The 23,729-nt window shown below is 70.3% G+C and carries 25 protein-coding genes and 1 other RNA gene; 7 read left to right on the top strand and 19 right to left on the bottom strand.

What is annotated here, in order from left to right; translation table 11 throughout:
* Positions 1 to 72 precede the first annotated feature (72 nt).
* Positions 73 to 1,410, bottom strand: coding sequence for a HAMP domain-containing sensor histidine kinase (locus tag AB0G11_RS19505; RefSeq protein ID WP_308126217.1), 1,338 nt, complete (start codon positions 1,408 to 1,410; stop codon positions 73 to 75).
* 160 nt (positions 1,411 to 1,570) lie between these two features.
* Here AB0G11_RS19505 and AB0G11_RS19500 point away from each other — a divergent pair, with 160 nt between their 5' ends.
* The 3 genes from AB0G11_RS19500 to AB0G11_RS19490 are packed head-to-tail and all read left to right on the top strand — an operon-like array spanning position 1,571 to position 5,240.
* Positions 1,571 to 2,749, top strand: a complete 1,179-nt coding sequence (locus tag AB0G11_RS19500; protein ID WP_357587225.1) for an acyl-CoA dehydrogenase family protein — start codon at positions 1,571 to 1,573, stop codon at positions 2,747 to 2,749.
* Entirely contained in the window at positions 2,746 to 3,777 is a 1,032-nt protein-coding gene (locus tag AB0G11_RS19495) for an acyl-CoA dehydrogenase (RefSeq protein WP_357587223.1), read from the top strand. Before AB0G11_RS19500 ends, AB0G11_RS19495 begins: the two co-directional genes overlap by 4 nt.
* On the top strand, positions 3,777 to 5,240 hold the full coding sequence (locus AB0G11_RS19490; RefSeq protein WP_357587221.1) for an AMP-binding protein: 1,464 nt from the start codon (positions 3,777 to 3,779) through the stop codon (positions 5,238 to 5,240). Before AB0G11_RS19495 ends, AB0G11_RS19490 begins: the two co-directional genes overlap by 1 nt.
* Here AB0G11_RS19490 and AB0G11_RS19485 read toward each other — a convergent pair.
* The 6 genes from AB0G11_RS19485 to AB0G11_RS19460 all read right to left on the bottom strand — a co-directional run bounded on the left by AB0G11_RS19485 (position 5,212) and on the right by AB0G11_RS19460 (position 12,239).
* A complete protein-coding gene (locus tag AB0G11_RS19485; RefSeq protein WP_219517161.1) occupies positions 5,212 to 6,339 on the bottom strand; it encodes a C45 family peptidase in 1,128 nt (375 codons plus the stop codon). The two genes, AB0G11_RS19490 and AB0G11_RS19485, sit on opposite strands and share 29 nt — an antisense overlap.
* Before the next feature lie 34 nt (positions 6,340 to 6,373).
* Positions 6,374 to 7,336, bottom strand: a complete 963-nt coding sequence (locus AB0G11_RS19480) for a YafY family protein (protein ID WP_357587219.1) — start codon at positions 7,334 to 7,336, stop codon at positions 6,374 to 6,376.
* 42 nt (positions 7,337 to 7,378) lie between these two features.
* Positions 7,379 to 8,812: an Nramp family divalent metal transporter gene (locus tag AB0G11_RS19475; RefSeq protein ID WP_219517165.1), complete on the bottom strand. Its 1,434-nt coding sequence runs from the start codon at positions 8,810 to 8,812 to the stop codon at positions 7,379 to 7,381.
* A gap of 57 nt (positions 8,813 to 8,869) precedes the next feature.
* The gene (locus AB0G11_RS19470) at positions 8,870 to 9,673 is read right to left on the bottom strand and encodes a GNAT family N-acetyltransferase (RefSeq protein ID WP_308126155.1); all 804 of its coding nucleotides are present in this window, start codon (positions 9,671 to 9,673) and stop codon (positions 8,870 to 8,872) included.
* A 32-nt stretch (positions 9,674 to 9,705) separates the two neighbouring features.
* The gene (locus AB0G11_RS19465; protein WP_219517167.1) at positions 9,706 to 10,734 is read right to left on the bottom strand and encodes a membrane dipeptidase; all 1,029 of its coding nucleotides are present in this window, start codon (positions 10,732 to 10,734) and stop codon (positions 9,706 to 9,708) included.
* A 74-nt stretch (positions 10,735 to 10,808) separates the two neighbouring features.
* Entirely contained in the window at positions 10,809 to 12,239 is a 1,431-nt protein-coding gene (locus AB0G11_RS19460; RefSeq protein WP_357587217.1) for an NAD(P)/FAD-dependent oxidoreductase, read from the bottom strand.
* A 112-nt stretch (positions 12,240 to 12,351) separates the two neighbouring features.
* Here AB0G11_RS19460 and AB0G11_RS19455 point away from each other — a divergent pair, with 112 nt between their 5' ends.
* The 4 genes from AB0G11_RS19455 (at position 12,352) to rnpB (ending at position 15,647) form a co-directional block, all read left to right on the top strand.
* Complete coding sequence (locus AB0G11_RS19455) at positions 12,352 to 13,152, top strand: Nif3-like dinuclear metal center hexameric protein (RefSeq protein WP_357587215.1); 801 nt, start codon at positions 12,352 to 12,354, stop codon at positions 13,150 to 13,152.
* A 2-nt stretch (positions 13,153 to 13,154) separates the two neighbouring features.
* On the top strand, positions 13,155 to 13,895 hold the full coding sequence (locus tag AB0G11_RS19450) for a C4-type zinc ribbon domain-containing protein (protein ID WP_219517174.1): 741 nt from the start codon (positions 13,155 to 13,157) through the stop codon (positions 13,893 to 13,895).
* Complete coding sequence (locus AB0G11_RS19445; protein ID WP_357587213.1) at positions 13,892 to 15,094, top strand: bifunctional RNase H/acid phosphatase; 1,203 nt, start codon at positions 13,892 to 13,894, stop codon at positions 15,092 to 15,094. The genes AB0G11_RS19450 and AB0G11_RS19445 overlap by 4 nt, the downstream gene beginning before the upstream one ends.
* Positions 15,095 to 15,242: 148 nt before the next feature.
* Positions 15,243 to 15,647: RNase P RNA component class A (gene rnpB, locus AB0G11_RS19440), an RNA gene on the top strand.
* Between the two features lie 33 nt (positions 15,648 to 15,680).
* On the opposite strand, the gene AB0G11_RS19435 is transcribed toward rnpB, so the two are convergent.
* From AB0G11_RS19435 to AB0G11_RS19380, 12 genes are all read right to left on the bottom strand, one after another.
* On the bottom strand, positions 15,681 to 16,853 hold the full coding sequence (locus tag AB0G11_RS19435) for a tyrosine-type recombinase/integrase (RefSeq protein WP_357587211.1): 1,173 nt from the start codon (positions 16,851 to 16,853) through the stop codon (positions 15,681 to 15,683).
* The gene (locus tag AB0G11_RS19430; RefSeq protein ID WP_357587430.1) at positions 16,853 to 17,041 is read right to left on the bottom strand and encodes a helix-turn-helix domain-containing protein; all 189 of its coding nucleotides are present in this window, start codon (positions 17,039 to 17,041) and stop codon (positions 16,853 to 16,855) included. The genes AB0G11_RS19435 and AB0G11_RS19430 overlap by 1 nt, the downstream gene beginning before the upstream one ends.
* 35 nt (positions 17,042 to 17,076) lie before the next feature.
* Positions 17,077 to 18,693: a replication initiator gene (locus AB0G11_RS19425; RefSeq protein ID WP_357587209.1), complete on the bottom strand. Its 1,617-nt coding sequence runs from the start codon at positions 18,691 to 18,693 to the stop codon at positions 17,077 to 17,079.
* Positions 18,694 to 18,696: 3 nt separating this feature from the next.
* On the bottom strand, positions 18,697 to 19,284 hold the full coding sequence (locus AB0G11_RS19420; protein ID WP_357587207.1) for a hypothetical protein: 588 nt from the start codon (positions 19,282 to 19,284) through the stop codon (positions 18,697 to 18,699).
* Positions 19,268 to 19,756, bottom strand: coding sequence for a hypothetical protein (locus AB0G11_RS19415; RefSeq protein WP_357587205.1), 489 nt, complete (start codon positions 19,754 to 19,756; stop codon positions 19,268 to 19,270). Before AB0G11_RS19415 ends, AB0G11_RS19420 begins: the two co-directional genes overlap by 17 nt.
* Positions 19,757 to 19,985: 229 nt before the next feature.
* Positions 19,986 to 20,237, bottom strand: a complete 252-nt coding sequence (locus AB0G11_RS19410; RefSeq protein ID WP_357587203.1) for a hypothetical protein — start codon at positions 20,235 to 20,237, stop codon at positions 19,986 to 19,988.
* A complete protein-coding gene (locus tag AB0G11_RS19405) occupies positions 20,234 to 20,584 on the bottom strand; it encodes an RRQRL motif-containing zinc-binding protein (protein ID WP_357587201.1) in 351 nt (116 codons plus the stop codon). The genes AB0G11_RS19410 and AB0G11_RS19405 overlap by 4 nt, the downstream gene beginning before the upstream one ends.
* A gap of 82 nt (positions 20,585 to 20,666) precedes the next feature.
* A complete protein-coding gene (locus AB0G11_RS19400; RefSeq protein ID WP_357587199.1) occupies positions 20,667 to 21,035 on the bottom strand; it encodes a hypothetical protein in 369 nt (122 codons plus the stop codon).
* Positions 21,032 to 21,244, bottom strand: coding sequence for a hypothetical protein (locus tag AB0G11_RS19395; protein ID WP_357587197.1), 213 nt, complete (start codon positions 21,242 to 21,244; stop codon positions 21,032 to 21,034). The genes AB0G11_RS19400 and AB0G11_RS19395 overlap by 4 nt, the downstream gene beginning before the upstream one ends.
* A 70-nt stretch (positions 21,245 to 21,314) precedes the next feature.
* Positions 21,315 to 22,175 carry an FtsK/SpoIIIE domain-containing protein gene (locus AB0G11_RS19390; RefSeq protein ID WP_357587195.1) on the bottom strand — a complete coding sequence of 287 codons (861 nt, stop codon included), beginning with the start codon at positions 22,173 to 22,175 and terminating at the stop codon, positions 21,315 to 21,317.
* Between the two features lie 86 nt (positions 22,176 to 22,261).
* Positions 22,262 to 23,134, bottom strand: coding sequence for a hypothetical protein (locus AB0G11_RS19385; RefSeq protein WP_357587193.1), 873 nt, complete (start codon positions 23,132 to 23,134; stop codon positions 22,262 to 22,264).
* A gap of 187 nt (positions 23,135 to 23,321) precedes the next feature.
* Positions 23,322 to 23,525, bottom strand: coding sequence for a hypothetical protein (locus tag AB0G11_RS19380; protein WP_357587191.1), 204 nt, complete (start codon positions 23,523 to 23,525; stop codon positions 23,322 to 23,324).
* Positions 23,526 to 23,729: the final 204 nt, after the last annotated feature.

Below are 23,729 nucleotides of genomic sequence, written 5' to 3'. Positions count from 1 at the left end.
TAAAACCTGGAGTCACAGCCGGCTACTTTAATCAACGCTCAGAGGTATTCGTAGGGACAAAAAGGACGAGCATTACGTTTCCCGGAGCGGAAGGCGCAGAACGAACCGAGCGCCGGTCTCGGAATCCTCGATCGTGAGCGTTCCGTGATGGGCGGCGGCGATCTCCCGCGCGATCGGCAGGCCCAGCCCGGTGCCGCCCGCGTCGCGGCTGCGCGAGGCGTCCAGCCGGGTGAACCGGTTGAAGACCATCTCCCGCTTGTCCGGCGCGATGCCGGCGCCGTCGTCCAGCACCTCCAGCATCGCCTGGCCGTCCTTCCTGACGGTGACGATGACCGTGCACTCGGCGTGGCGGTCGGCGTTGTCGAGCAGGTTGGTGAGCAGGCGGGCCAGGCGCAGCCGGTCGCCGGTGACGACCACGCCGGGCTGGACGGTGACGACCACCCGGTGCGCGCGGGGCCTGCGGGTCTCGGCGGTGACCAGCTCGCCCAGGTCCACCGGCTCCAGCCGGGGCGGCTCGCCCGCGTCCAGCTTGGCCAGCGTCAGCAGGTCGCTGACGATCGCCTGCAGCCGGTCCAGGCTGGCCAGCAGCGCCTCGCCGGTCTGCGGCCAGTCGGCGTCGTGCGGGTGCAGCATCGCCTCCTCCACCTGGGCGCGCATGGCGGTGATGGGGCTGCGCAGGTCGTGGGAGGCGTCGGAGGCGAAGCGGCGCTGCTGCTCGGCGGCCTCCTCCAGCCGGTCGAGCGTCTGGTTGGCGGTCAGGGCCAGGTCGCGGATCTCGTCGTCGGTCTCCGGCACCGGCACCCGCATGCCGCTGCGCGTGGCGCTGACGTCGGCGAGCTTGGCGCGGATCCGGTCCACCGGCGCGAGCGTCCTGGCCACCACCCGGGACACGCCGAGCCAGGTCAGGGTCACCAGCCCGGCCGACAGCCCGAACAGGAAGAGCGGCACCTGCGGCGTGACGTACCAGGGGACGGTGGCGTCGCTGACGTACACCAGCCAGTCGCCCTCGGGCTGGTAGACGCGGAAGACGGCCAGCATCTGGCAGCCGTCGGGCAGCGCGGGCACGTCGCAGATGACGTCGACGTGGTTGACGCTGTTGGCGTGCGGCGACAGGTGGCTGATGCGCGGCGCCCCGGTGAGGTGCTCGCCGGCGGCGATCACCCGGCCGGAGGCGTCGACGACCTGGACGCCGTCCATCCCGGAGCTGATCCTGTCGGGCAGCCGGTTCCGCTTGATCATGTGGACGACGTGCAGCGCGTAGTCGACGACCTCGACGCGCTTGTACTCGACGGTCGCGTTGTAGAGCGCGTACAGCACGAAGGAGTTGACCACGACGCAGATCAGCGCCATGGCCAAGCTGGCGAACAGTGCCAGCCGCCTGCGCATGGAGCCGCCGAACCGCGTGATCACACCTCCCCCTCCGGTAATCAGGTGATCACATTAGGTCACGGCAATGCTAATTAGCGGAGATTCAACGACAAATCCCCCTAAAACACCTCCAGATCAATGCTCTGTACGCCCCGCCGCGCGCTGGTTAGAGTAAGTGAGCACTGATTGCCGAGGAGTCGATGTGAATCTCGCTGTGAATCTCGCTGATTACCGGCGTGCGGCCAGGGACTGGCTGCGGGAGAACGCACCATCGGACGACGAACCCGGCGGCGACCCGATCGCCCGGGCGAAGGACTTCATGGCCCGGCTGCACGACGCCGGCTACTCCGGCATCACGTGGCCGGAGCGGTGGGGCGGCCAGGGCCTGACCCAGGCGGAGGAGCGGGCGTTCGCCGCCGAGGCCAAGGACTACACGCTGCCCACCTACGTCTTCTCGATCGGCCTGGGCATGACCGGCCCGACGATCGTCGACCGGGGCACCGACGAGCAGCGCGAGCGCTTCCTGCGCCCGCTGCTGCGCGGCGAGGAGATCTGGTGCCAGCTCTTCTCCGAGCCGGGCGCCGGCAGCGACGTGGCCGCCCTCCAGACACGGGCCGTGCGCGACGGCGCCGGCTGGGTGGTCAACGGGCAGAAGGTGTGGACGTCGGTCGCCCAGCACGCCGACTGGGGGCTGCTGCTCGCCCGCACCGACGTGGACGTGCCCAAGCACCGGGGCCTGACGATGTTCGTGGTGGACATGCGCCACCCGGGCGTCACCGTGCGGCCGCTGCGCGACATGAGCGGCCGCGCCAACTTCAACGAGATCTTCTTCGACGACGTGCACATCCCCGACGAGCACCGCGTCGGCGAGGTGAACGACGGCTGGAGCGTCGCCGTCACGACCCTGCTGCACGAGCGGCTGTCGATCTCCGCCGGCGTCGGCATGAGCGGTCAGCGCGACAACCCCGCCTCGCTGGAGGCGCTGCGCCGCACCCTCGACACCAGCGACCCGCTGGTCCGCGACGAGCTCGTCGAGCTGCACATCCGCACCCGCGCGCTGGCGCTGTTCAACCAGCGGCTGGCCCAGGAGACCAGCGCCGGGCAGTTCCCCGGCGCCCGGGGCAGCGCCGCCAAGCTGCTGCTGGCCGAGCTCTACCTGTTCCAGGCCGACCTGGCCACCCGCCTGACCGGCCCCGAGTCGGTCGTCGGCGACCACCCGCTCGGCTTCACGCTCGCCGCCGCCCCCGGCATGGCGCTCGGCGGCGGCACCAACGAGATCATGCGCAACATCGTCGGCGACCGGGTGCTCGGCCTGCCGCCGGAGCCCCGGGTGGACAAGACCGTGCCGTTCAAGGACCTGAAGGTGGGGACGCAGGCGTGAAGCTCGTACTCAGCCAGGAGCAGCAGGAGTTGCGCGCCGCCGTCCGCGCGTTCCTGGCCGCCGCCTCGCCGCTGCCGAAGGCTCGCGAGGGCTACGACCCCGCCGTCTACGCGCGGCTCAACGGCGAGCTCGGCCTGGCGGGCCTGATCGTCGGCGAGGAGTACGGCGGCGCCGGCGCCGGGTTCGCCGACCTGGCCGTCGCCCTGGAGGAGACGGGCGCGGCGCTGCTGCCCGGCCCGTTCCTGGCCACGACGTTCGCCGCGATCGCGCTGGCCGGCACGCCCGACAAGGAGCTGCTGACCGGCATCGCCGAAGGCCGGATCGCCGCCGCCCTCGTCCTGCCCGGGACCGCGATCCCGCTGCGCGACGGCGAGCTCACCGGCACGCTGCCGCAGGTGCTGTCCGGCATGGACGCGGACGTGCTGCTGGTGCCCGCGACGACGGACGGGGGCGCCGTCCTGACGGCCGTCACACTCGACGGGCCGGGCGTCACGCGGACGCCGCTGGAGACCCTCGACCTCACGCGCGGCCAGGCCCGCGTCGAGCTCACGGCGGCCGCCGCCCGGGTGCTCGGCCCCCTTCCGGACGCCGCCGGCGTCGCCGACCGGCTGGCCATCGCGCTGGCCGCCGAGCAGCTCGGCGTGATGCGCGCCGCGCTCGACGCCATCGTCGCCTACGCCAAGGCGCGGGTCGCCTTCGGCCGCTACATCGGCTCCTACCAGGGCGTCAAGCACAAGCTCGCCGACATGCACGGCAAGCTGGAGCAGGCCGAGTCGATCGTCCGCTACGCCGCCTGGGCCGCCGACGAGTCGCCCGGCGAGCTGCCGGAGGCCGCCGCGCTCGCCCAGGCGTACGTGGGCCGCGCCTGCTTCGAGGTGGCCCGCGACCACCTGCTGCTGCACGGCGGCATCGGCTACACCTGGGAGCACGACGCGCACCTGTACTACAAGCGCGCCAAGACGGACGAGGTGCTGCTGGGGCCGCCGCGCGAGCACCGGGCCAGGCTCGCCCGCCTGCTGGAGCTGTGATGGACGTCAGCGCCCTGCCCGGCTTCTACGCCATCGCCCAGGCCGACCCCGGCCGGCTCGCCGTCATCGGCCCCGACGGCGCCCGCACCACCTACGGGGAGCTGCTCGCCCTGGTCAACCAGGTGTCCCACGGGCTGCGCGAGCGCGGCCTCGGCGGCGGCGACGTGGTGGCGGGCGTGCTGCCCAACGGCCTGGACGCCGTCGTCATGCTGATGGCGACCGGGCAGATCGGCCTCTACTACGTGCCGGTCAACTGGCATCTGACCGAGGCGGAGATCGCGTACATCGTCGGGGACTGCGACGCCAGGCTGGTCGTGACGGCGGAGGAGGGGACGGCGGGGCTGGCCGCAGGGCAGCCCTCGGGCGCGCCCGGCGAGCGGGCGGCCGGGGCGGTCATGTGGTACACCTCCGGCACCACCGGCTTCCCCAAGGGCGTGCAGCGCCCCCTGCCCGGCGCCGAGCCCGAGGCCGTCGTGCCGCTCTACACGTGGTTCCTCGGCGAGGTCGTCGACCTGCGGCCGGGCGACGGCGTCCACCTGGTGACCTCACCGATGTACCACTCCGCGCCGTGCGCCCACACGCAGTTCGCGCTGCACCTCGGGCACACGGTGGTGATCGCGCCGAAGTTCGGGCCGGAGACCGTGCTGGAGCTGATCGGGCGGCACCGGGTGACGAACGCGATGATGGTGCCCACGATGTTCCACCGGATGCTGCAACTGCCGCAGGAGGTCCGCGACCGCTACGACGTGTCCAGCCTCCAGCAGGTCATCCACACCGCCGCCGCCTGCCCCGTCGCGGTCAAGCAGCAGATCATGGACTGGTGGGGGCCGGTGCTCTACGAGTACTACGGCTCCACCGAGTCGGCGATCGCCTTCGCCGTCAAGCCGCACGACTGGCTGGCCAGGCCCGGCACCGTCGGCAGGCCCGCGCCCACGTTCGAGGCGCGCGTCCTCGACGACGACGGGAACGAGCTGCCTCCCGGCGAGCCCGGCCTCGTCTACGTCAGGTCGAGCCTCGGCTCGTTCGAGTACCGCAAGGACCCGGCCAAGACCGCCGCCAGCATGCGCGGCGAGTGGTACACCCCGGGCGACGTCGGCTACCTGGACAAGGACGGCTTCCTGTTCCTGTGCGACCGGCGGACCGACCTCATCGTGTCGGGCGGGGTCAACATCTACCCGGCCGAGATCGAGGCCGCGCTGCTGGAGCATCCGGCGGTGGCCGACGTGGCCGTCATCGGCGTCCCCGACGAGGAGTGGGGCCACAACGTGGTCGCCCTCGTCGAGCCCGCCGAAGGGGTCACGCCGGGCCCCGGGCTCACCGCCGAGCTGCTGGAGCACTGCGGCCCGCGCATCGCCAGGTTCAAGCACCCGAAGGTGATCGCCTACCGCGACAGCCTGCCGCGCACGCCCACGGGCAAGCTGTCACGCTCGAAGGTCAGGCAGTCCTACCTGGACGGGGAGTGAACACCAGCTCCTCGCTGTAGCCGGCCTCGTCGCCCAGGTAGAAGCGGGTCGACAGGGTGCGGTCGTGCGTGTCGAACACGGTGGTCCAGATCGTGCGCCAGGGCCCCTCCGTGCCCGCAGGCACGGCCACCGAGGCCAGGCTCGCGCGCAGGTCGTCCGGCGACATGAGCACGCCCTTGCTCCGCTCGTACAGCGTGCGCAGCCTGCCGTACGTGCCGAAGCTCGCCTCGCCGTCCTGCGGCAGGTTCATCGGGTCGGGGTTGCGGTGCAGCAGGTGGTTGGTGACGCACAGCGGCCCGTCGCCGACCTCGATGACGTGCTCGGTGCCGTCCCGGCCGCGCTCCCACACGAACGCGCCGCCGCGCGCGTCGGCGACCAGGTAGTGCAGCGGGGCGCCGTGGTCGTAGTGCTTGGCGCCGAGCAGCGCCTGCTTGGCCTGCTCGACGTTCTCGCAGGTGTCGACGAGGAACCGGGGGAGCTGCACGCTGCCGAGCCCGACCTGCGGGTCGGCCGTCTCCGGCGGCGTCGTGTGCTCGATGTCGGCGATGAGCAGCATCACCGCCAGCCCGGCCTCGTTGATGCCGTCCATGCAGCCGTCCAGCTCGTTCATCGTGATCACGGTCGAGGCCAGGCCCTCGTCCGGCACCGTGGTGATCACGTACGGGCGCGAGGCGATCGGCAGCTCGCCTGGCGTGCTGTCCCGGCCCATGAACTCGCTGGTCGTCAGCGTGAAGAAGTCGTAGTTGCGGCCCGCCCTGCCGTGCCCGTCGGGGGCCGCCGACGGCGGGCACCACAGCGCCGAGCAGCCCGACCCGCCCGGGATCACGCTCAGGCCGTCCAGCGCCAGCTCGTCCTGCTCGGGGTCGAGGCCGAGCGCCTGCGCCGCGCCGTCCATGCGGGCGTGATGCTGCGGCCAGTGCCGCTCGAACCAGGTGCGGCGGGCCCGGCTCACCACCGGGTCGATCCGCTGCGGCTGCCAGCCGAGCCGCCGCGCCTCCTCGGTGAGCCGCCTGCCGATCTCCTCCTGGGAACCGCCGACGGTCAGGTGGTGCACGGTCTGGAAGTCGCCCCTGCCGCCCGCGATCTGCGTGATTGTCATGACCTCACGATGCGCGCGGGGGCTGACCGCCGTCCTACCGCCCGCTGACCGCGCGCCGGTAGCGCTCTGACAGCTCCCGTACGACCTCCGCCAGCTCCGGCGGGTCCAGCACCTCGAAGTCCAGGCCGAGGAAGCCCACCCAGACGGCCATCCCCGTCAGGTCGTCGCCGCCCAGCCGGAGCAGGCAGGTGGCGTCGTCGACCGGCTCCACGTCCAGCCCGGCGGTCGCGCCCAGCTCCCGCACCCGCTCGGCGGGGGCGTGCACCAGCACCGTGCCCCGGTGGCGCCACATCGCCGTGCTGACGGCCCGTTCCACGAACGCGGCCACGTCGCCGTCCTCCGGCAGCTCGCGCGGCGTGAACCGGGGCCCGCCCGGCGTGCGCGGCGTGAGCCGGTCCACCCGGTAGGTCCGCCAGCCGTCGCGGCCCACGTCGTAGCCGAGCAGGTACCAGCGGCCCCGGCGGTGCACCAGCCGGTACGGCTCCGCGTCGCGCTCGCTCTCGGCGCCGTCGTGCCCGGTGTAGCCGAAGCGGAGCCGTTCGCGGTCGCGGGCCGCGTTCGCGATCGTGGTCAGCACGCCGGGCGGCACCGACGGGGCGGCGCCGGGGATCTGCACGGTGTAGGAGTTCAGCGCGCTGACCCGGTGCCGCAGCCGCGACGGCAGCACCTGCTCCAGCTTGGCCAGCGCCCGCACCGACGACTCCTCGATGCCCTCGACGCCGCCGCCCGCCGCCCGGCCGAGCCCGACGGCCACGGCCACCGCCTCCTCGTCGTCGAGCAGCAGCGGGGGCAGCGCGGCGCCCGCGCCGAGCCGGTAGCCGCCGGACACGCCCGGGGTGGCGTGCACCGGGTAGCCGAGCGTGCGCAGCCGCTCCACGTCGTTGCGGATGGTCCTGGTGGAGACCCCGAGCCGCCGTGACAGCTCGGGGCCGGTCCACTCCCTGTGCGCCTGGAGCAGCGACAGCAGCTTGAGCAGGCGGGCCGAGGTTTCCAGCATGCCGACCAGTCTGCCGCCGATCGCGGAAGGAGCGCTTCCGCGTCAGCCGCCGAACAGCTTGCGTCCCTGCTCGATCAGCGTCAGCACGGTCAGCCCGCCGAAGAAGGCCACCGACCAGACCAGCGCGCCGAGCCGGTAGGAGCGCACCTTGATGGCGTCGGGCAGCGCGCCCCGGTTCAGCACGATGAGCAGGATCGAGTAGACGAACATCATCACGGCCGCGACGCTGCCCGACACCACCAGCAGGATGAGCGGCTGGTCGAAGCCCAGGAGCAGGATCGCGGCGCCGGCCAGCGCCATCGCCCACACGACGTAGAAGTAGACGCGGTTCACCGACACGGCCCGCTCGCGCAGGTAGACGGTCTTGATCGTGTCGGAGGCCAGCCGCGAGGTGTAGTCGACGATGCCCATCGCCGAGGCGAACAGCGCCAGCGCGCCGATCAGCCAGAACAGCACGCCGAACCAGGGCCCGACGACCTCCTGCAGCACCTGGCCCTCGATCCGCAGGAAGTCGATGCTGTTGGCCAGCCCCTCCCGGCCGAACACCGTCGAGTAGGCCAGCATCGACATGAACGCGATCGTCAGGAACGACACCAGCGCGAACGTGGCGCCCTGCTCCACGTTGGCGAAGCGCCACCACTGCCGCCAGCGCTCCAGGTTCGCCTTCGTCGGCGCGAACTGGTAGCCGGTGGACGAGGCCGCCTCCTCCTGCCCGGTGACCGGGCTGACCAGGCGGGGCACGTACGCGCCCATGCCGAAGCCCTTGTCGCGGATCCAGTTGCTCTGGCACAGGTTCTGGCCGCCGCCCGCGCCGGCGTAGGCGATGGCGCCCATCACCAGCGCGAACCCCAGGTCGTCGGCGGGGAACCCGGCGTTCACCGTCAGGCCGCGGCCGAGCTCGACCCAGCTCTCGGCGTTGATCGCGAACAGGATCGCGACGACGATCAGCGTGACGACCAGGGCGATCTTCACGAAGATCACCCGCTCCAGCGCGGTGTAGATCACCGGCGCGAGCGTCAGCCCGAGCGCGATCACCGCCAGCATGCCGACCGCGATCCAGCGCACGCTCTCCGCGCCGGTGCCGGTCAGGTACGTCACCATTGTCGCCGACGTGGTGACCCAGCCGGGCCACAGGTTCGCGCAGAGCGTCATGAGCACGAACACCAGGCCCCAGTGCCGCCACATCCGGCTGAACCCGGTGAGCGCCGTCTCGCCGGTGGCCAGCGTGTAGCGCTCGATCTCCATGTTGAGGAACCACTGCGTGATGATGCCGATCGCCGCCCCCCACAGGAAGATCAGGCCGACCTGGGAGGCGATGTACGGCCAGAGGATGAACTCGCCGGAGGCCAGCCCGACCCCGGCGCCGACCAGTCCGGGGCCGATGACGCGCCAGGTCGAGCGGGGCGGTTCGGGAAGGTCGCGGACGGTGACGGGAGGCAGGACCCGCGTGGGCACGGTGGGGGTGAAGTCCGTCATGCGGAGCTCCTTGCTGCAGTCCTGATCGCCGCGCTTTACGCGGCTTTCGACAGCTTGTTACCCCCGCTCGACCACGTAATCCCCGTCGTCGGTGAACCCGGTGACGCGGGCGCCCCCGGCGAGCAGCCCGCCGAGCACCCGGCGCGTCGCCAGCCGCCACTCCCGGGCCGCGCCCGGGTCGGCGCGGCGCAGCGTCTCCACGTCGTCCGGCGTGGCCACCAGCACCACCGGCCCGTCCGCGTCGGTGACGACCGGCCGCTCGCCCACCGCGTCCAGCAGCCGCGCCGCCCCGGGCGCGGCCCGGCCGCCGCCCGGCGGCCCGGTCAGGTGCCACACCGCCAGCAGCCGGTCGGAGTCGTCGCCCTCGTTGATCGCGTCGGCCATCGCGCCGTAGAAGCTCTCCAGGTACGCCTCGGGCCGCGCGCCCAGCTTGGCCAGGTTGAACCGGGCGTTCCTGCGCACCAGCGGATCGAACGTCCAGGTGATGCGGTCCAGCCCGCGCCGCAGGCACCAGGCGCGCTGGTGCAGCTTGAGCGCGTAGCCGACGCCGCGCCCGACCAGCGCGCCGGTGACGTGCGAGTGCAGGGCGCGGCCGGCCGCCAGGAAACCGACCGACGCGCCCACGAGCACGTCGTCCTCGTAGGCGCCCGCCACGTAGCCGCCCGCGTGCGCGAAGGCGATCATCAGCTCCAGCGGCACCGGCACGTTGCCCGGGTCGGGATGCCAGATGTCGTCGAACAGCCGCAGCGCCTGCCGGAACTCGGCCATCGCGTGCAGCTCGCGGATCGCCACCCCGCTCCGCGCGGCGGCCCCGGCCGCCAGGTCCTCGCCGGTCAGGTCGGTCACACCCTCACTGGTCACACCCTGGTCGTACCCGTGCTCGCGCCCGCCTGTCACACGAGCAGCTCGGCGAAGAGCCGGTGCACGTTGCCGCCGAGGATCTTCAGCACGTCCTTCTCCGGCACGCCGCGCCCGAGCAGGCCCTCGGTGACCATCGGCAGCCCCGACGGCCCCTCCAGACCGGGGATGGCCGCCCGCGTGTCGACGCCCCTGAGCTGCAGGTCCTCGCAGCAGGGCGGGGTCAGGTCGTCCATCACCTCGCGGATGAAGTCGGGGCCCAGGCCGACGTGGTCGATCCCGGCCACCGAGGCGACGTGCTCGATGTGGTCGAGCAGGTGGTCGAGGGTCGCCTCGTGCTCGCGCTCGGTGAGGAACGGCGCGAAGAAGTTCACGCACACCACGCCGCCCGTGGCCGCTACGGCGCGCAGCTGCTCGTCGGTGAGGTTGCGGTGGTGGTCGCGCAGCGCGCGGGCCGAGGAGTGCGTCGCGATGAGCGGCTTGGTGGTCAGCTCCAGCACGTGCGCGACGCCGGAGGCGCCCAGGTGGGAGACGTCGAAGACGACGCCGAGCCGCTCCATCTCGCGCAGCGCCGCCACGCCGTGCGAGGTGAGCCCGCTGCCGGTGGCGTCCTCGCCGCTGCCGTCGGCCAGCGGGGTGCGGCCCCAGTGCGCGATCGAGGCCACCCGCACGCCCAGCCGGCGCACCGTGGAGATCAGCTCCACGCTCGCGTCCAGGCCCGGCATGCTCTCCAGCGCCAGCACGAGGGCGATCAGGCCGGCGTCGAGCGCGGCGTCGATCTCCGCCGCGTCACGGCAGAGCCGGACGTGCTCCGGGTTGCCCTCGGCGATCACGTGGGCGCACTCGATCATGCGCAGCGTCTGGCGCAGCGCGCCCTCCGGCCGGTACTGGTCGTCGATGAAGACGGGCAGCACCTGGAGGTTCACGCCGCCCGCGACGAGCTGCGGCAGCCAGCGCTCGCGGAAGAAGTCCGCCCACCGCTCCGGCGGGCGCGCCGAGACGGCCATGAGCAGGTCGTTGTGGGTGTCCGCGACGAGCGCGCGCTGATGCAGGGAGGTCGTCATGCGAGGGACGCTACCGCCCCGGCCATGCCGGTGCCATGTGGCATCGTACGGAAATCGCGGCGCGCGTTGGACGCTCACACCTGCCGGTAGGCCGGGCGCGGCGGCCGGGCCGTCAGGCGGCGGTAGAGCGGTGCCGGACCCGGCCAGTTGTTGGTGACGCGGCCCTCGGCGTTCTTGTACCAGCTCCGGCAGCCATCACTCCACACCATGCGGGCCATCGCCGCGTCGAGCTGGGCGCGCCAGGCCGCCATCGCCTCCGGCCGCACCTCCAGCCGCCGCCCGCCCGACAGGTGCGGCAGGCACGCCATGACGTGCGCCACCTGGCATTCGAGCATGAACACGATCGAGTTGTGCCCCAGGTTCGTGTGGGGCCCGTACAGCAGGAACAGGTTCGGGAAGTGTGGCACCGAGATGCCCAGGTACGCCTCCGGGCCGCCGGCCCACTGCTCGGCCAGGTCGCGCCCGGCCCGGCCCGTCACCCGGATCGGCGCCAGGAACTCGGTGGCGCGGAAACCGGTCGCGTAGACGATCGTGTCGGCCTCGTACGCGGTGGTGGCCGTCTCGACGCCCTTGGGCGTGATGCGGGAGATCGGGTCGGTCACCACGTCCACGCCGGCGCGGCACAGCGCCGGGTAGAACGCGCTGTCGATGATCACCCGCTTGCAGCCGGGCGGGTGATCGGGCGTGAGCTTGGCGCGCAGCTCCGGGTCGGGCACCTGGTCACGTAGATGGCCCAGGGCCCGCTTGCGCAGCAGGTCGCGGCTCCAGCCGCCGGCGAGCGCGGGGTAGAGTGCGGCCTCGGCGTAGCGGAAGATCCACTCCCGGTAGGCGCGCTGGAGCCCCGGCACGAACCGGAACGCCAGCCTGGCCGCCGTGCCGAACTCGGCGTCGGGCTTGGGGATCACCCAGTTGGGCGTGCGCTGGAACACGGTCAGCCGCTCGGCGCGCTCGGCCACCCGGGGGATGAGCTGCGCCGCCGACGAGCCGCTGCCGATCACCGCGACCCGCCTGCCGGTCAGGTCGTGGCCGTGGTCCCAGCGGGCGGAGTGGAAGGCGGCGCCCTCGAAGTCGTCCATGCCGGGGATCTCGGGCAGCCGGGGGCGGTTGAGCTGGCCGACGCTCATCACGACGACGTCGAACGCCTCGCTCTCGCCGCCGGCGGTGACCTGCCAGCGGGAGCCGTCGAAGGCGGTGTCGGTGACCTCGGCGTTGAACCTGATTTTCCGCCTGACGTCGTACTTGTCGGCGCAGTGTTCTAAGTAGGCCAGGATCTCGGGCTGTTCCGGGTATCTGCGGGTCCAGCTCGCGTACTTCTCGAACGAGTACGAGTACAGGTGCGACGGGATGTCGCAGCCCGCCCCCGGATAGCTGTTGTCGCGCCACGTGCCGCCGAGCGCGCCCGCCTTCTCGAACACCGTGTAGGAGCCGATCCCGGCCTTCTCCAGCCGGATCGCCATGCACAGCCCGCCGAACCCCGCCCCGATGATCGCGACCTTCGGTGTCATGCGCCCTCCGCCCGAGTCAGGATCCACTTACATTACGCCCGAAGGGATGCCGCGCCCAGCCCCGCGCTCCTCGTCCGGCCGTAGATCCCGATAGTCTTCCCAGGTGGCTGCTGTGACGCTGACTGACGTGATCGACGTGATCGAGGCGGCCTACCCGCCCGCCCGGGCCGAGTCCTGGGACGCCGTGGGCCTGGTCTGCGGCGATCCCGCCCAGCCGGTGGGGCGGGTGCTGTTCGCGGTCGACCCGGTCGCCGCCGTCGCCGACGAGGCGCTGGAGTGGGGCGCCGACCTGATCGTCACCCACCACCCCCTCTATCTGCGCGGCACCACCAGCGTCGCCGCGACCACCCCCAAGGGCCGGCTGATCCACACCCTGATCAAGCACGACATCGCCCTCTACACCGCCCATACCAACGCCGACGTGGCCAACCCGGGCGTCTCCGACGCGCTGGCCCGCGCCGTCGGCCTCACCGGCGGCCTGACGCCGCTGCGGCCGCTGCCCGACGACCCCGCGTGCGGGCTCGGCCGCGTCGGCGACCTGCCGGAGGAGACCACGCTCGGCGACTTCGCCGCCCGCGCCGCCGCCGGGCTGCCCGCCACCTCGTGGGGCATCCGCGTCGCCGGCGACGTGAGCCGCCCCGTCTCGCGGGTCGCCGTCAGCGGGGGAGCGGGCGACTCGCTGCTGGCCGACGCGCGCGCCGCCGGGGCGGACGTGTTCCTCACCGCCGACCTCCGCCACCACCCCGCCAGCGAGTTCATGGAGGCGGGCGGGCCCGCGTTGATCGACGCCGCCCACTGGGCCACCGAATGGCCGTGGCTCGACGGCGCCGCGTCCATCCTGGCCGCCGGTGGCGTTAACGTTGAGACGCGCGTCTCCGCCGCGGTCACCGATGCTTGGACACGAGGATATTGATCATGAAAGCAGCCCCCGAGGCCCAGAAGAGACTTCTCGATCTGGCCGCGCTCGACTCCCAGCTCGACCGGCTGGCCCACCGCCGCCGCACCCTGCCGGAGCTGGCCGAGATCGACGAGCGGTCCAAGCGGTTCGCCAAGCTCGCCACCGAGGTGATCGAGGCCGAGACCGAGGCGGGCGACCTGGCGCGCGAGCAGGCCAAGGCCGAGAGCGACGTCGACACCGTCCGCGCCCGCGCCGACCGCGACCAGAAGCGCCTCGACTCCGGCGCCGTCACCTCCCCGCGCGACCTGGCGAGCCTGCAGTCGGAGATCGCCTCGCTGCAGCGCCGCCAGAGCGACCTGGAGGAGGTCGTGCTGGAGATCATGGAGCGCCGCGAGGCCGCCGACGCCCGCGTCCGCGACCTGGTGGCCCAGCGTGACGAGGTGGCCGCCGGCCTGACCGCCGCCGAGGCCGGCCGCGACGCCGCGCTCGGCGACATCGGCAAGGAGACCGACGAGGTGCAGGGCCGCCGCGACGCCCTCTCCGGCGAGATCCCCGCCGACCTGCTGGCCCTCTACGACAAGCTCAAGGCCCAGTACGGCGTCGGCGCCGCCATGCTGCACGGCGGCCGCTGCCAGGGGTGCAAGGTGGCGCTGTCCATCGCCGAGATGAACCGCATCAAGTCCGCCCCGCACGACGAGGTGCTGCGCTGCGACGAGTGCCGCCGGATCCTCGTCCGCACCCCAGAGTCGGGCCTGTGACCTCCTACCTCATCGAGGCCGACGGCGGCTCGCGCGGCAACCCGGGCCCCGCCGGTTACGGCGCCGTCGTCAAGGACGCCGCCGACGGCCAGGTGCTGGCCGAGGCGGCCGAGGCGATCGGCGTCACGACCAACAACGTGGCCGAGTACCGGGGCCTCATCGCCGGCCTGCGGACCGTGCTGTCGCTGGCCGGCGACGGGGCGCGGGTGGCGGTCCGGATGGACTCCAAGCTCGTCATCGAGCAGATGGCCGGCCGCTGGAAGATCAAGAACGAGGGCCTGCGCCCGCTGGCGCTCGAGGCGGGCAAGCTGGCCCGGCGGCTGCGGATCACCGAGTGGACGTGGATCCCGCGCGCCCACAACGCCCACGCCGACCGGCTGGCCAACGAGGCCATGGACGCCGCCGCCAAGGGCCTGGCCTGGTCCGCGGGCGGCTCCACCGCGGGCGCCACGGCCCCACCGGCGACCGGCGACCACCGCCCGCCGCTGGTGGAGCAGACCGACCTGCTCGACCTGTCCGCCCCCGCCGCCTCCGTGGCCGCCCAGGAGAGCACGCCGGGCACCGGCTGGGCCCCGCCCACCCGCGTGGCCACCTCCCTGCTCCTGCTCCGGCACGGCGAGACCCCGCTGTCGGTGGAGCGCCGCTTCTCCGGCCTCGGCGACGCCGAGCTCACGCCCAACGGCCACGCCCAGGCCGAGGCGGCCGCCGCCCGGCTCTCCCGCGCCCCGTACCGGCTCGACGCCGTCGTGAGCTCCCCGCTCACTCGCGCCCGCCAGACGGCCGAGGCCGTGGCCGGGCGCACCGGCCTGAGCGTCGAGGTGGACGACGACCTGCGGGAGGTCGACTTCGGCGCCTGGGAGGGGCTGACGTTCACCGAGGTGGGGCGCCGCTGGCCGGACGAGCTCACCGCCTGGCTCGCCGACCCCGCCACCCCGCCGCCCGGCGGCGAGAGCTTCACCGCCGTGGCCGACCGCGTCGAGCGCGCCCAGCGGCGGCTCATGGAGACCTACGAGGGCCGTACCGTCCTGGTGGTCTCCCACGTGACGCCGATCAAGACCCTGCTGCGCCTGGCCCTCACGGCGCCCCCCGCGGCCCTCTACCGCATGCACCTGGACGTGGCCTGCCTGTCGCTCATCGAGCACTACCTCGACGGCCAGGCCGTGGTGAAGTCGTTCAACGACACGTCCCACCTGCGCTGACCGGTTCCGGTCGTGCCGGGCGCCGCCAGAACACCCGGCACGACCACCGGTGCCTCCGCCCCCCTCAGGCGGTGACGGGTCCCATCCCATCGCCTCGATCTTGCTATTTGCTTGCGGTTGGCTTGTAGCTGATAGCCTCACCCACAGACGAGCCGGCCGGGCGGCCGCGTCGGGCCCGCACGGGCCCGCCGAGGAAGGTCCGGGCTCCACAGGGCAGGGTGGTCGGTAACGCCGACCCGGGGTGACCCGCGGGACAGTGCCACAGAAAGCAAACCGCCTCCCGGTTTTCCGGGCGGTAAGGGTGAAACGGTGGTGTAAGAGACCACCAGCGCCCACGGTGACGTGGGCGGCTCGGTAAACCCCACCTGGAGCAAGGTCAAGAAGGGTCGCTCTCCGGAGCGGCCCGCGCGCGCCGTTCGAGGGCTGCCCGCCCGAGGCGCGCGGGTAGACCGCTTGAGGCCGCCGGCAACGGCGGCCCTAGATGGATGGTCGCCCCTCCGTCCCCGGTCACGGGGCCGGAGGACAGAACCCGGCCTACAGGCCGGCTCGTCTCACTCCGCCGCTGTGACCAGGGGCAGAGCACTGTTCAAGATTGCCTGTTCCGTCCCTGTTCCGTGAGATTCGGAAGCAGAAGCGCGTCAATGGCCCCACGCCCGAGATCGTCTTGGTCCGGAAAGAGATGGCCGTAGGTGTCCATCGTCTCGGCGATGGTGGCATGGCCCAGCCGAGTCTGGATCACTTTCGGGTTGAGGTTCGCCTTGATCAGCCCGGAGGCGTAGAAATGCCTCAGATCGTGGAACCGAGTGCCCTTGGGAAGGCCGGCCTTAGCTACAGCCTCGCGCCAGCATTCGTTGAACGACTTTCGCTGAGCGATACGACGACACCTGTTGGTGATAAGCACGCCCTCAGGGCCAGTGGGGTAGCACGTTTGATGCTTTGTGATCTGGGTGAGGACGAGGTCATCAACGGGCAGCGCGCGACGCGATGCCTTGGTCTTGAGTTCGACCAGTTCGCCGTTCTGCGCCTGGCGATGAACGAGAACGCGCTTGGCTCCCGTCTCCACCTTCGAGACCGTCAGGCCGAGGGCCTCGCCCAGTCGAAGCCCCAATCCGAAGCCGAGCCATACGGCCAGCTGGTAGCGCGGCGTCATCGCGTCAGCGAGAGCCAGAACAGCCTCTACTGGCAGTGGTTCGACCACTCGGGCCGTGATGCGCGGTAGTGGAACGCGTGAGCACGGGTTGTTGGGGATGTCGCCGTCATCAACGGCGGCCTGCATGACCAGACGCAGGACCGCGAACACGGTGTGCACCGTGGTCGGAGCCAAGGTCTTGTTCAACCGTGCGACGACGGCTTTCATATCCGCCCTGGTGAGGCTGCCGATCCGCCGTTCACCCAAGGCCGGGATCAGGTGCGCGTTCAGGTGGACGGTGTAGGTGTCGAGGCTATTGGTCCTCAAATGCACCTGTGATGGCAGCCACTTGTCCTGGGCGTACTGACGAAAGAGAAGCTTGCCCCTGCGTTCGTCGACATAGACACCACGGAGCCGATCAGCCTCCTTGGCCGTTCCATGATTCGTCGCCTGAGCTTTGGTCGTGAAGGCTTTCGTTTCCTCCTTGCCGTCTGGCCCGATCCAGATGGCGAGCCAGCGCTTGGCCTCTTTGCTGCCGCCGTTGTCGGGATGCCGCTTCGTCTTCTGCCGATGCTTTTGACCATCCGATCCCGTGACGGTCCGGAACCAGAGGTCACGGACGCGAGCCATCAGGCCGCATCTCGCTGCTGGCGGAACCAGTCAAGAACGTCCTCCTCCAGGTAGCGGAGGTGACGACCGACACGGGCCGCCTTCGGGCCGATCCCTCGGTGTCGCCACTGGTACAAGGTGGCAACGGGCACGCCGAGGAAGATCGAAACGTCTTCGGTGCTCCAGGTTCGCTGGGTAGCGGGGTTCATGACGGTGATGCACTCCGTTCGCGTTCTGAGGTTGGTCAGGCGGCGAGCGGTGTGGACGAACTGCATGCCTGTTGGTGGGCGAGTTCTTCGCGTCCTGCTCGGGTGCGTTCGCGGGCTTGGGCCGCTGCCGTGTTGGCGAGGAGTTGGTCACCGGTCGTGTGCCAGCCGGTGCCTGCGTAGGTGAGGAATCCGATGACGAGGGTGGTTTCCTCGGTTTGGGTGTCAAGGACGGCTTGACGCTGGAATCGCGTTGGTTCGGGGTGTCCCTCTGGCCCTCGATGGCCTTGGTTGAGGGCGTGTGCGCGTTTGTAGGCGGCTCGTTGTTCGCGGATGGAGCCGAAGGTGATCGAGTAGCGGCGGGCTTTGGTGAGGAAGTGTCCGCCGAAGCCGAGCATGTGCGCCCACCTGCGTAGTCCTCTCCATTCTGGCGTGTGGCCGAGGTTCCAGGCGGCGGCGATGAGCCGTTCGGGATGAGTGCCGGTGGGGTTGGCGTACAGATCGATGGTGTCGGCGGTGAGCCGCCGGGAGGTATGACCGGTGACCTCGGTGCCCTTGGTGGAGTACTTGGCCAGATAGGCGGCGACGGCCTGGTCATCGAGGGCATCGCCGGAAGCCGACAGGGTGATGGGCCGAATCTCATGCTGCTCGCCCCAGGAGATGGGCCAGCCGCCGGGCTGATCGGGGTGGGGAGGAGTGGTGTAGGCGATGGTGGTGGCGGCGAGGGTAACGGCGGCGGTGATGTCTTCGACGGTGATGCCGTCCGGGGGCGGGGTGATGGCGTCGGGCAGGTCGGGGTCGATGCCGTCCAGGCGGAGCAGGATGTGAAAGTGGACGGCGCCGCGTGCTTGGTATTCAGCGGCTTTGCCGTGGGAGAGCCGGACTTTGGGCAGGCCGCGTTGCCGGGCGAGCTGGTTGAGGTGTCGTTCGGCGTGTTGCTTGGTGCGGCGCCAGAGTTCTCCGGCGTGGTGGTTCCACACGACGTGATGGGCGTGGTCGTAGCAGTCGGGGCACAAAGGTCGGCCGAGCTGCTCGTCGCCGGGGGAGTGGCGTTGCCAGCAGGCCAGCGGTCTTCCGTGGGGGCAGGTGGGGTTACCGCGGCGTGCGTGGCAGGGGGTGGGGCGGCAGGTGCAGCGGGTTTTGTCGCGGCAGGTGCAGTGGCGTACGTCGCGGGTGTGGACGGGGCCGAAGGAGGGGGCGGTGAGGGTGGCGAAGACGGCCGGGTGGGTGCGGACGGTGTCGGGGATGGTCTTGCCGCCGACGAGTCCGGCACGGACGAGGTGGTAGGCGTCGTGTTGGTAGGTGGTGGCGCAGGCGGGGCAGACGGTGTGGCGGCGGTTGCCGCAGGCTTTGTAGATGACACCGTCGGGCAGGGTCGAGGTGTGCCGGACGGTGAGGATCTCACCGGTGCGGGTGTCGACGGTGGCCAGGTTGCCGTGCAGCCGGATCGGGTGGGTGCAGGCGGCGGCTGATTCGACGTGGCCGAGCCAGGCCGAGTAGTCGGGGCGTGCGGCGCGTTCCAGGGCGGTGCGGATGTGCTGACGAGGTTCGCGCGCGAAGGAGGGGGTTTCGGTGTTCGCCCCCACGCCCGGGGCCAGGGAAGCAGTCCCGGGGGTGAGAGCCAGCGCCGAAGCGGTGTCGAGCTGGAGTTGCATGGGTCAGTGCTGTCCTTCCAGGGCGGGGGTGGGCAGTTGCAGGACCGGCAGGGCCGGGGTCCGCTCCTGGGGAGTGCGGTGGTCGGTGTGCGCGTGGTCCTGGCGCTCGTGGCCGAGGGGCGCGTCCGCAGGTTGAGGTGTGGTTTCCGGGTCGGGTTCCGGCACGGTGGCCGTGTTGAGTGCCGCCGGTTGAGCGGTGGGAGTGCGGGAGAGCACGAGTTTGGTAAGGGCTAGGAAAGCCAGGGCGGGGACGGCGGCGATCAGCCAGCCGGTGGGGTGAGGCTTGGCGACGGCGATTTGGGCCGCGATGGACAGACCGGCGGAGGCGATGAGGACGATCATCGGGTAAGCGATGGATTGACCGTTGCGCTTGCGTCGCCGGACTTCCAGGCCGGAGGCGGTGGGGGTGAGTTCGGAGATGACGGCGTTGGCCCAGCCGAACCATTCGCCGGTTCCTTCGGGGCTGTTGGCCATGGTCCAGTCGTGGACGTGGGTGAAGGAGGCGGCTCCGGCCATGAGACCGACCAGGAGCAGGATGACGAGCTGAACGCTGGATTCGACGCGTTCGGTTCGGTTAGTGGCTGAGGACATGGTGTTCCTCCTGGACGTCGCGTTGGGGGACGACTGGTTGGTGACAGTCGAGGCAGGTGATCGAGGCGGTCGCGAGTAACGCGGCAGCGTGATGGGTGACTCGGTTGCATGCGCAGATGGCAGGCACGATCTTGATCGCGTAAGGCGTGCTGGTGTCTGCCGTGGTGGTGTGGTCGGTGTCAGGCTGATCCCAGCCGGTAACACGTGGGGTGATGCCGCATAGGGGGCAGCAGCGTGAGGCTCCACCCCTCTTCTTGAGGGAGCGTTCGAGGTTGCGTCCGCCGGTCCAGGTGCGGGCGACGATGAAGTCGATGCCTGCGGCGGTGATGACCTTCATGAGGCGGGCACCGGTGCCGTTACGGTGCTGGCGGAGGCGGCGGTTCAGGTCGCCGGGGGTCCAGCCGATGTAGTGGCGGGCGTGCTTGTAGGGCCGCTCGAAGTGCAAGAGATAGACAGTCCCTATGGTGATCATCAGAGGCTCACCTCGCGTGCGGTCACCAGGCAGCGGTGTGCGTGATCAGGGTCGAACCAGCAGCTACGGCACAGGGTGCGAGCGGCTAGGACAAGGTCGGCATGAGCTCGGCAGAAGCCGAGAATCGCGATGTGTTCGTGAAGGCAGCCGCCTTCGAGCAGGACGCTTGCGAGGGAAGCGCAGTAGTCGTCGGGGGCACTGGCCGGAGCGAACGGACAGAAGGTGACGATCATGAGTCACCCCAGCGCTGTTGGGCGGCCTGGCGGGTGATGCCCAGTGGGCGGGCGATGTCGGCCCAGGAGTAGCCGTAGTTGGCTCGGAGCTGGATGACGGCCTGGGCGATGGCGTGGTCGAGCTCGGCGACGACGCCGGCGAGGTCGGCGAGGGCTTCGATGTCGCCTTCGGCGATACGCTTGCTGTAGGCGCGGATGATCCTTTTGAGGAACGCGGCGTAGTCGGGGGTTTCGATGGAACGGCTCATGAGGCGCTCCGCTTCATGCGACGCGCACGCGAAGCCTTGTCGAGAGCGGCCAGCTGCTTGCCGGTGGGCTTGCGCTTGGGCAGCGCGCGGGTGACGTCGTAGAGGTAGGCGACACGGCCGCCTTTGCGCCACAGGATTTGGGCGACGGGGGCTTGTCCGCCGGGGCGCAGGCCGAGAGCGGCGAGTTGACGTCGGGTCTTCAAGTGCTTGGGTGCCCACTTCCACGGATAAGTGGGCAACTTGTACTCAGAGCCAGTGGGGTCGTAGAAAACGACCCGGGTACCGGGAGTGGCGTTGAGCCGTTCGAGCTGCGGTATCCGAGCAGCCGAAGCGGGAATAGAGTGCATGACAGTTCTGCTCCTTTGCTGGGAGTGAGCTGGGGCGAGGGCCGGGGATCTTTGGCGAGAGGTCCGGCCCTCGCGTGCATGTTCAGTCGGTGCCGTCAGCCAAGGTGATGGGGTCGCCGCAGCAGGTGCAGTGCCAGCCGTCAGCGGCCAGGTAGGTGGAGCGGCACTGTCCGTCGCACAGGACGAATTCGGCGGTGCCGTTGCTGTCGGTGCCGAAGATGAGCCACGGGGATTGGCAGATCGGGCAGGCCAGCGCCCAGGAGATGAGGCCCATGGCGAGTACCTCAGCGCAGGCCGGGCAGTAGCAGCGGCCGTTTTCGCGCTGGCCGATGAGCCAGCCGGCGGGTGTCGCCTCAAGCAGGGCGACGGTGTTGCGGCAGTGGTTGTCGCACTGGGCTATCCAGTTGCGCAGGTCGGGGCTGCCGTTGGGGTGGTAGGCCTTGTGGATCACAGCGGCCTCCAGTGGGGGTCGTCGTAGGCGGAGGCCGGGACGGTCATCGCGGTCGTTTCTCCATCGATGCCGGTGTCGACGTCGTTCTTGAGCCAGAACATGGGCAGGCGCCAGGTGTAGGGGCGGCTGAGTTCGTCGTACCAGCGGGTGTGCTGGATGATGTGCGGGCTTTCCAGCCAGGCGATGCCGGGGTTGGCCTCAGCGGGCATCGGGGCACACCTCCCCGCAGTGCTCGCATTCAGGGCGAGGGCCGTGTCGTGGTGCATGGTGGTTCTCCATTCAGGCGGCGAGAGGTACGGAAACCTGGTCGCCGTTGCGGCGGGTCCAGGTGACGTAGTCGACGAGCTGGTGGATTTGCGCGTCGGTGAGATAGGCGGCTTTGACCAGGTGCGGGATGCCGCCTTCGGCGATGAGGTAGAAGACGCCGGGGGTTTCCGGGCTGATGGCTTGGGCGTTGAATCCGGCTGAGGCCCAGCCGTGGCCCAGGATGATGTCGGAGCTGTTCGGGGTGGTGCAGCGGAAGGCTGCCCGGTAGCCGAACAGGTCGCGTAGCGAGGTGGGGATGATGTCCATGCTCGGGCGTTGGGTAGCGGCGATGACCGGTATGGCGCAGGCGCGGCCTCGTGCGACCAGGTCGCGGACGAGTGCGATGAACTCTTTCTGCTGCTCGGGAGTGCCGGTGGTGGCGGTGTAGTAGGCGAGTTCATCGATGAAGACGCCGATGACGTTGATGGCGTCGCTGGCCAGGAACTTGCGGCGGCCATGGGCGACCAGCCAGGAGTAACGGCGGTCCATCACCTTTTGCAGGCGGCGCAGCACGCGTAGGCCCTTGTCGATGTCGGGGCCGACGAAGACGCCGCCGGTTGCTTCGGCGGCTTCCATCCACATCCCCAGTTCGACCCATTTGGGGTCGAGTAGAACGGGGGTGAAGTCGTGGCACAGGAAGGCGTGCCCGACGAGGTTTTGGATCAGTACGGACTTGCCGCCGCCGGGTTCTCCGGCGTCCAGCAGGTTGTGATACACCAGGTCGAGGTAGACCGGGTTGCCGAATTCATTGATCCCGATGAACACCGGGTCGAACATGGACATCGACGGCGCTACCGGGATCGTGGCCGGAAGGTCGGGAAGAGCCGCGTGCATGGCAGCGTCACCTCTTACGTGTCAGGCGAATGTGAGAGGTGCTACCGGGAGGAGCAAACGAGGTTCTCCCGGTAGCGGACGACGCGTCAGATCCAGTCGAGGTCGGGGTTGTCCGTGGCCGTCTTGGCAGGGATGCCGTTGACGGCCGGGGGTCGGCCGTTCTTCTTGGCCGGACGCTCGGTGGGGTCGGTGTCGTCGTTTTCCGGCACGTCAGCGAGATCGAGCTGAGCCGGAACGGTGGCGATCGGCCGGGTGATGGCCGGAACGTCGGTCGGCAGTTCCTCGGTGAGAGGGGAGCCGACCAGGCCGCCGAGGACATCACGGCGTTTGATGTCCAGGTAGATAGCGGCGGAGTTGGAGGTGCGGGCCTTGGTCACGGTGACCGAGGCGGCCCAGCAGGCGACGGCGATTCTGCCGAGCTGGTTTTCGATCTGGTCCAGGGACAGGCCGGGACGCAGCCAGACCCAGACGCGTTCCCCGACCGGGATGGGCTTGGCCAGGCCGATGAACGGCAGGTGGCCGTGCCGGTCGGTGGGCAGGAAGGTGCTGAAGCAGGCGCGCAGGCGGTGCCGGACGATGAGGCACCACAGCAGAGCGAGCGCATACCGGCGCGAGGCGGGCGTGAGGCAGCAGCCTGCGATGACGCTGGCGTAGGCGGCGCCGGTGATGAGGGGGTTGGTCTGGTCTTGGAGGTACACCCAGCCGCCGATCAGCAGCAGGACGAGGGTGATTTCCGGCAGCCACCACCAGATGGCGCGCAGGACGGGCCAGATGGCGATGATGGAAGCGGCGAGGCCGCCGATGATGGTTCCGGCCGCGAGGCCGATCGGGACGGCGGCGAGCGGGGGCAGGTAGTAGGTGGAGATGACGGCGGCGAAGATGCCGACAACCGCCAAGACCACGTAGAAGGTGATCTTCGCGGTGCGCAGGTAGCTGTGCTGCACGTTGTTCTGGATCACGGTGACGGAGCTACCGCGACGGCCGTGGCCGCCTCTGTTGTGGTGATGTACCCCGAAGGTACTCTTGGACATGACTCTCCTCCTCGTGGCGAGGGTGGGGGTTGAGAGCGGGACCGTGCGTTGTAGCAGGCGATACGGTCCCGCTTGTGTGTGACGAGGCTGAATAACGACGATTTAGAACCTGTGATTAGGGGTTTTGGATAACGTCGTCGTAGTCGCCGTTGGCGAACCTGGTTGCGGTCTGGTCGCAGTCACGCGCCCAGTCGGTCCACGCCTTTGCGGCTTTCTGGTCGCCGGCCTTCTTGGCCTTGGCGGCTTTGCGCCACGCTTCGGCGGCAGCATCGGAGTTGCAGGTGATCGCGTCTTCGCGATCCTTGAACAGCCAGCCCATGGTAAGAATCCCTTCTGATCGGATTACGCGGTGGTGATGAGGGCGGCGATGAATAGCCAGCCCACGTGCCAGGACTGGTCGAGGGCATAAGCGCCCGTGCCGAGATGTGCAGTGAACGCTTTTCATCCTGCTTCACGGAGTTGAAGAACGAGGATGGCTTTGACGAGCTGACCTGCGAGAAGAGGGCAACACCGTAGCTTGCGA

The organism is Nonomuraea sp. NPDC023979, assembly GCF_040639085.1.
Classification (GTDB): Bacteria; Actinomycetota; Actinomycetes; order Streptosporangiales; family Streptosporangiaceae; genus Nonomuraea; species Nonomuraea ceibae.
Note: the sequence above shows the minus strand (reverse complement) of the source record. Positions and strands in the feature narration are given on the sequence as shown.